This window comes from Azospirillum sp. A1-3 (assembly GCF_023806445.1).
Taxonomy (GTDB): domain Bacteria; phylum Pseudomonadota; class Alphaproteobacteria; order Azospirillales; family Azospirillaceae; genus Azospirillum.
Window position 1 is genome coordinate 748,230 of record NZ_JAMSLU010000004.1, and the last position, 7,835, is coordinate 756,064.

At 67.7% G+C, this 7,835-nt stretch carries 1 protein-coding gene; it reads left to right on the forward strand.

Annotation, left to right across the window (positions count from 1 at the left end; all coding sequences use genetic code 11):
• Nucleotides 1-301: 301 nt before the first annotated feature.
• On the forward strand, nt 302-7,835 hold a 7,534-nt coding region (locus tag M5E06_RS24580), incomplete at its 3' end, for a beta strand repeat-containing protein (protein ID WP_502802005.1).

The following is a 7,835-nucleotide window of genomic DNA, read 5'->3' on the forward strand; positions in this document are numbered from 1 at the left end:
CAACACCACAATTGCTAGTGATAGGTAAATCCGCGAATAGCAACAAAAGGCAACCGAGTGACATAATGTGTTGCGCGCACCCCTTCCGAACCTGTGCAAAAGGGGAGGAAAATCAAGCGTTTCCAAGTGGTTTTGTGTCGTGGAGCGCAGGCGGCGGGATGGATGCGATCGTCGGTTCAGCGTCCAAGCTGTTGAAACTCATCACAGGATGTTTCTTATCACAAGCAAGTCAGAGCGCTAGAACCTAGGGTCGTGACGAGTGGCGTGGTGCGACTTCGCATCCCTCTTATGGAGCGGTCCGATGGCTGAGGAAGCGGTTCAAGGCAATGTCCCGGCAGTCGACGATCGTCAGATCCTGGACGATCTGACCCTCCTGCAGCAGGTCGACGGCACCCGGCTGGGCGGCGTCATCCATGAGGCGAGCAGCGTCCAGCTGCAGCGGCCCGACGATACGCTGGGCTATGTCCAGACCGACTATCGCGGCGCCGAGGATCTGATGGTCGGCGGCGCGGTGCAGACCGGGTCCGTCGTCGGCGAAGCGGTGGGGGTCGCCACCGACCGGGCGGTGAACGCGCTGCTGCTGAACGGCGATGTCCTGCGCACCGAAGGCACCCGCGGTTCCGGCCCGGCCGGCCCCGAAGGGTCGGGCCTGTCGGAGGGGGAGAGCCGCGAGGGCAACGGCGGCACCGTCGAGCGGGCGGAGCTGCTGTCCAACGCACGCACGACGACCACCTACACCGAACTCGCCGTCGCGCTGCCGGACATCCCCGTGCCCGAGACGCCCGATCAGGTGATCGACGACGGGACCGTCCCCAACGCCGCCCCCGTCACCTTCCTGGACGCCCCGACCGCCACCCCGCCCGACCTTACTGTCGCCACCACGCCGGCGCCGGTGTCCGATACGCCCAGCTTGACGGTGAATGGCGTGTCGGGCGATGAGGACACGGCCATCGCCCTCAACATCGCCGCCGCCCTGACCGACACCGGCGGGACGGAGGTGCTGACCGTCACCCTGTCCGGTATCCCGGACGGGGCGGTGCTGCGCGACGGCTCCGGCGCGGTGCTGTCGGTGGTGAACGGCAGCATCGTGCTGACCTCCACGCAGATTCCCGGCCTGACGCTGACCCCGCCGCCCAACAGTGGCGACAGCTTCTCCCTGACCGTGACCGCCACCAGCACCGACGGCAGCGCCACCCCCAACAGCGTCACCACCACGTTGCCGGTCACCGTCAATCCGGTCTCCGACACGCCGACGCTCAGCGTCGCGGCGGTGACGGGGGCGGAGGATACGGCGATCCCGTTGACAATCAGCCCGGCCCTGACCGACACCGACGGGTCGGAGACGCTGAGCGTCACCATCGGCGGCATCCCGGACGGGGCGGTGCTGACCAACGCGGCCGGCGAGGCGCTGACCTTCTCCGGCGGCTCGATCACTCTGACGCCGGCCCAGCTGGCCGGTCTGGCGATCACACCGCCGCTGAACAGCGATGCCGACTTCACCCTGACCGTCACCGCGACCAGCCGGGACGGCACCGCCGCTCCAGCCAGCACCAGCATGCCGCTGGTGGTCACGGTGATCCCGGTGACCGACACGCCGACGCTGACGGTCAGCGCCTCGTCCGGCAATGAAGACACCGCCATTCCGCTGACCATCAGCCCGGCCCTGACCGACCTCGACGGCTCGGAAACGCTGAGCATCACCATCAGCGGCGTTCCGGGCGGCGCGACGCTCAGCGCCGGCACCCACAATAGCGACGGGACCTGGACGCTGACGCCGGCCCAGCTCGCCGGCCTCACCATCACGCCGCCGCAGAACAGCGACGTGGATTTCACCCTGACCATCACCGCCACGGCCAAGGACGGCACTGCCGACCCGGTATCGGTGACGCAGACGCTGACCGTGGCCGTCGCGCCGGTGTCGGACACGCCGACGCTTACCGTCCAGGCGGCGGCAGGCGACGAGGACACGGCGATCGCCCTGACGATCAATCCGGCCCTGACGGACACGGATGGATCGGAAACCCTGAGCATCACCATCTCCGGGATTCCGGACGGGGCGGTTCTGACCAACACGGCCGGCGAGGCGCTGACCATCTCCGGCGGCTCGATCACCCTGACGCCGGCCCAGCTGGCCGGTCTGGCGATTACGCCGCCGGAGAACAGCGACGAGGACTTCACCCTCACCGTCACAGCCACCAGTAAGGACGGCGATGCCGCCACGGCAAGCACCAGCGCGCCCTTGCTGGTCACCGTCAATCCGGTGTCGGACACGCCGACCCTGACCGTCACCGCCGCCCAGGGCAATGAAGACACCGCCATCCCGCTGACGATCAGCCCGGCCCTGACCGACACAGACGGGTCGGAGGCGCTGACGATCTCCATCGCCGGCGTTCCGTCCGGGGCGACGCTCAGCGCCGGCACGCACAATGCCGACGGAACCTGGACGCTGACTCCGGCGCAGCTCGCCGGCCTGACCATCACGCCGCCGTCGAACAGCGACGTGGACTTCACCCTCACGGTCACCGCCATCGCCAAGGACGGCGTCGCTGCCGAAGCGACCAAGAGCGAAACCCTGCGCGTCACCGTCGATCCGGTGACCGACACCCCGACGCTGAGCGTCACCGCCGCGTCCGGCAACGAAGACACCGCCATCGCGCTGGCGATCAACCCGGCGCTGACCGATCTGGACGGTTCGGAAACGCTGAGCATCACCATCAGCGGCATCCCCGCAGGCGCAAGCCTCGGCAATACGGCGGGCGACGTGCTGACCATCACCGGCGGCTCGATCACGCTGACCAAGGATCAGCTTGCCGGCCTGACCGTCACGCCGCCGTCGAACAGCGACGGCGACTTCACCCTGACCGTCACCGCCACGGCCAAGGATGGAAGCGCCGATGCGGTCTCGGTGACCCGGACGCTGCCGGTGACCGTCGACCCGGTGTCGGACACGCCGACGCTGAGCGTCACCGCGGCCCAAGGCAATGAAGACACCGCCATCGCCCTGACGATCAGCCCGGCCCTGACCGATCTGGACGGCTCGGAAGCCCTGAGCATCACCATCGCCGGCGTTCCGGCCGGTGCGACGCTCAGCGCCGGCAGCGCGGTGACCCAGCCGGACGGCACCACCACCTGGACTCTGACCCCGGCCCAGCTGTCCGGCCTGACCATCACGCCGCCGTCGAACAGCGATGTCGATTTCGACCTGACGGTCACCGCCATCGCCAAGGACGGCGCCGCCGTCGAAGCGACCAAGAGCGAAACCCTGCGCGTCACCGTCGACCCGGTGACCGACACGCCGACGCTGAGCGTCACCAGTGCTCGTGGCAACGAAGACACCGCCATCGCCCTGACGATCAGCCCCGCCCTGACCGACACCGACGGCTCGGAATCTCTGAGCATCGTCATTGCCGGCGTTCCGACCGGGGCGATCCTCAGCGCCGGCACTCACAATGCCGATGGCACTTGGACTCTGACCCCGGCCCAGCTGACCGGGCTGACGATCACGCCGCCATCGAACAGCGACGTGGACTTCACTCTTACCGTCACCGCCATCGCCAAGGACGGCGTCGCCACTGAGGCGACCAAGAGCGAGACCCTGCACGTCACCGTCGATCCGGTGAGCGACATGCCGACGCTCTCGGTCACTGCTGCACGCGGCAACGAAGATACCGCCATCGCCCTGACGATCAATCCGGCCCTGACCGACACCGACGGCTCGGAAGCGCTGAGCATTGTCATTGCCGGCGTTCCCACCGGCGCGATCCTCAGCGCCGGCACCCACAATGCCGATGGCACCTGGACTCTGACCCCGGCGCAGCTTACCGGCCTGACCATCACCCCGCCGTCGAACAGCGACGTTGATTTCGACCTGACCGTCACCGCCATCGCCAAGGACGGTGTCGCCACTGAGGCGACCAAGAGCGAGACCCTGCGCGTCACCGTCGATCCGGTGACCGACATGCCGACGCTCTCGGTCACTGCTGCGCGCGGCAATGAAGACACGGCCATCGCACTGGGCATCAACCCCGGCCTGACCGACACCGACGGTTCCGAGGCGCTGAGCATTGTCATTGCCGGCGTTCCGACTGGGGCGATCCTCAGCGCCGGCACTCACAATGCCGATGGCACCTGGACTCTGACTCCGGCCCAACTCGCCGGCCTGACCATCACGCCGCCGTCGAACAGTGACGTCGATTTCGACCTGACCGTCACCGCCGTCGCCAAGGACGGTGTCGCCGCCGAGGCAACCAAGAGCGAGACCCTGCGCGTCACCGTCGATCCGGTGACCGATACCCCGACGCTGAGCGTCACCGCCGCGTCCGGCAACGAAGACACCGCCATCGCGCTGGCGATCAACCCGGCCCTGACCGATCTGGATGGCTCGGAGACGCTGAGCATCACCATCAGCGGCATCCCCGCCGGTGCGACTCTCGGCAATACGGCGGGCGACGTGCTGACGGTCACCGGCGGCTCGATCACGCTGACCAAGGATCAGCTCGCCGGCCTGACCGTCACGCCGCCGTCGAACAGCGACGGCGACTTCACCCTGACCGTCACCGCCACGGCCAAGGATGGAAGCGCCGATGCGGTCTTGGTGACCCAGACACTGCCGGTGACCGTCAACCCGGTGTCGGACACGCCGACGCTGAGCGTCACCGCCGCTCGCGGCAACGAAGACACCGCCATCGCCCTGACGATCAGCCCGGCCCTGACCGACACCGACGGCTCGGAAGCCCTGAGCATCACCATCGCCGGCGTTCCCACCGGCGCGACCCTCAGCGCCGGTACGCACAATGCCGACGGGACCTGGACTCTGACCCCGGCCCAGCTGACCGGCCTGACCATCACCCCGCCGTCGAACAGCGACGTTGATTTCGACCTGACGGTGACCGCCATCGCCAAGGACGGCGTCGCCGTCGAAGCGACCAAGAGCGAGACCCTGCGCGTCACCGTCGATCCGGTGACCGACACGCCGACGCTCAGCGTCACTGCTGCGCGCGGCAACGAAGACACCGCCATCGCTCTGACGATCAACCCGGCGCTGACCGACACCGACGGCTCGGAAGCGCTGAGCATTGTCATCGCCGGCGTCCCGGCCGGCGCGACGCTCAGCGCCGGCACCCACAATGCCGATGGCACTTGGACGCTCACCCCGGCGCAGCTGTCCGGCTTGACCATCACGCCTCCGTCGAACAGCGACGTTGATTTCGACCTGACGGTGACCGCCATCGCCAAGGACGGTGTCGCCGCCGAAGCCACCAAGAGCGAAACCCTGCACGTCACCGTCGATCCGGTGACCGACACCCCGACGCTCTCGGCTACCAGCGCCCATGGCAACGAAGACACGGCCATCGCGCTGACGATCAGCCCGGCCTTGACCGACACCGACGGCTCGGAGGCGCTGAGCATCGTCATCTCCGGCGTTCCTACCGGAGCAATGCTCAGCGCTGGCACCCACAATGCTGATGGCACCTGGACTCTGACTCCGGCGCAGCTGACCGGCTTGACCATCACGCCGCCAGCGAACAGCGACGTTGATTTCGACCTGACGGTGACCGCCATCGCCAAGGACGGTGTCGCCGCCGAAGCCACCAAGAGCGAGACCCTACATGTCACCGTCGATCCGGTGACCGACACCCCGACCCTCAGCGTCACTGCTGCGCGCGGCAATGAAGACACGGCCATCGCCCTGACGATCAGCCCCGCCCTGACCGACACCGACGGTTCGGAAGCGCTGAGCATTGTCATTGCCGGCGTTCCGACCGGGGCGATCCTCAGCGCCGGCACTCACAATGCCGATGGCACCTGGACTCTGACTCCGGCCCAACTCGCCGGCCTGACCATCACGCCGCCATCGAACAGCGACGTGGACTTCACTCTCACCGTCACCGCCATCGCCAAGGACGGCGTCGCCACCGAAGCGACCAAGAGCGAGACCCTGCGCGTCACCGTCGATCCGGTGACCGACATGCCGACGCTCTCGGTCACTACTGCGCGCGGCAATGAAGACACGGCCATCGCCCTGACGATCAACCCGGCCCTGACCGACACCGACGGCTCGGAAGCGCTGAGCATTGTCATTGCCGGCGTTCCTACTGGGGCGACGCTCAGCGCCGGTACCCACAATGCCGATGGAACCTGGACCCTGACCCCGGCGCAGCTTGCCGGCCTGACCATCACCCCACCGCCGAACAGCGACGTGGACTTCACTCTTACCGTCACCGCCATTGCCAAGGACGGTGTCGCCGCCGAGGCGACCAAGAGCGAGACCTTGCGCGTCACCGTCGATCCGGTGACCGACACCCCGACCCTCGGCGTTACCGCCGCCACCGGCAACGAAGACACCGCCATCGCCCTGGCGATCGACCCGGCGCTGACCGATCTGGACGGTTCGGAATCGCTGAGCATCACCATCAGCGGCATCCCTGCTGGTGCCACTCTCGGCAATACGGCGGGCGACGTTCTGACGGTCACCGGCGGCTCGATCACGCTGACCAAGGATCAGCTTGCCGGCCTGACCGTCACGCCGCCGTCGAACAGCGACGTGGACTTCACCCTGACCGTCACCGCCACGGCCAAGGATGGCACTGCCGATGCGGTCTCGGTGACCCAGACACTGCCGGTGACCGTCAACCCGGTGTCGGACACGCCGACGCTGAGCGTCACCACCGCTCGCGGCAACGAAGACACCGCCATCGCGCTGGCGATCAGCCCGGCCCTGACCGACACCGACGGTTCGGAAGCGCTGAGCATCATGATCTCCGGCGTCCCGGCCGGTGCGACGCTCAGCGCCGGCACCCACAATGCCGACGGAACTTGGACCCTAACCCCGGCGCAGCTGACCGGGCTGACCATCACGCCGCCGTCGAACAGCGACGTTGATTTCGACCTGACGGTGACCGCCATCGCCAAGGACGGCGTCGCTGCCGAGGCGACCAAGAGCGAGACCCTGCGCGTCACCGTCGACCCGGTGACCGATACCCCGACGCTCAGCGTCACGGACGCGCGTGGCAACGAAGACACCGCCATCGCGCTGACGATCAACCCGGCCCTGACCGACACCGACGGGTCCGAAGCCCTGAGCATCCGGATCACCGGCATCCCCGCCGGCGCCACGCTCACCAACACGCTGAACGGCACGCTGACGGTCACCGGCGGCTCGATCACGCTGACCAAGGATCAACTCGCCGGCTTGAAGATCAAGTCGCCGTCGAACAGCGACCTCGACTTCGACCTGACGGTCACCGCCATCGCCAAGGACGGTGTCGCCGTCGAAGCGACCAAGAGCGAGACCCTGCACGTCACCGTCGATCCGGTGAGCGACACGCCGACGCTGACCGTCACCGCCGCGCAGGGCAACGAAGACTCCGCCATCGCATTGTCGATCACCCCGGCCCTGACCGACACCGACGGGTCCGAGACGCTGAGCATCCGGATCACCGGCATTCCCACCGGCGCCACGCTCGCCAACACGCTGAACGGCACGCTGACGGTCACCGGCGGCTCGATCACGCTGAGCAAGGATCAGCTCGCCGGTCTGACCATCACGCCGCCAGCGAACAGCGACGTTGATTTCGACCTGACGGTGACCGCCATCGCCAAGGACGGTGTCGCCGCCGAAGCCACCAAGAGCCAGACCCTGCACGTCACCGTCGATCCGGTGACCGACACCCCGACGCTGAGCGTCACCGCCGCGAGCGGCAACGAAGACTCGGCGATCGCGCTGGACATCCGGTCGGCCCTGACCGATCTGGACGGTTCGGAATCGCTGAGCATCACCATCGCCGGCGTCCCGGCCGGCGCGACGCTCAGCGCCGGCACCCACAACGCCGATG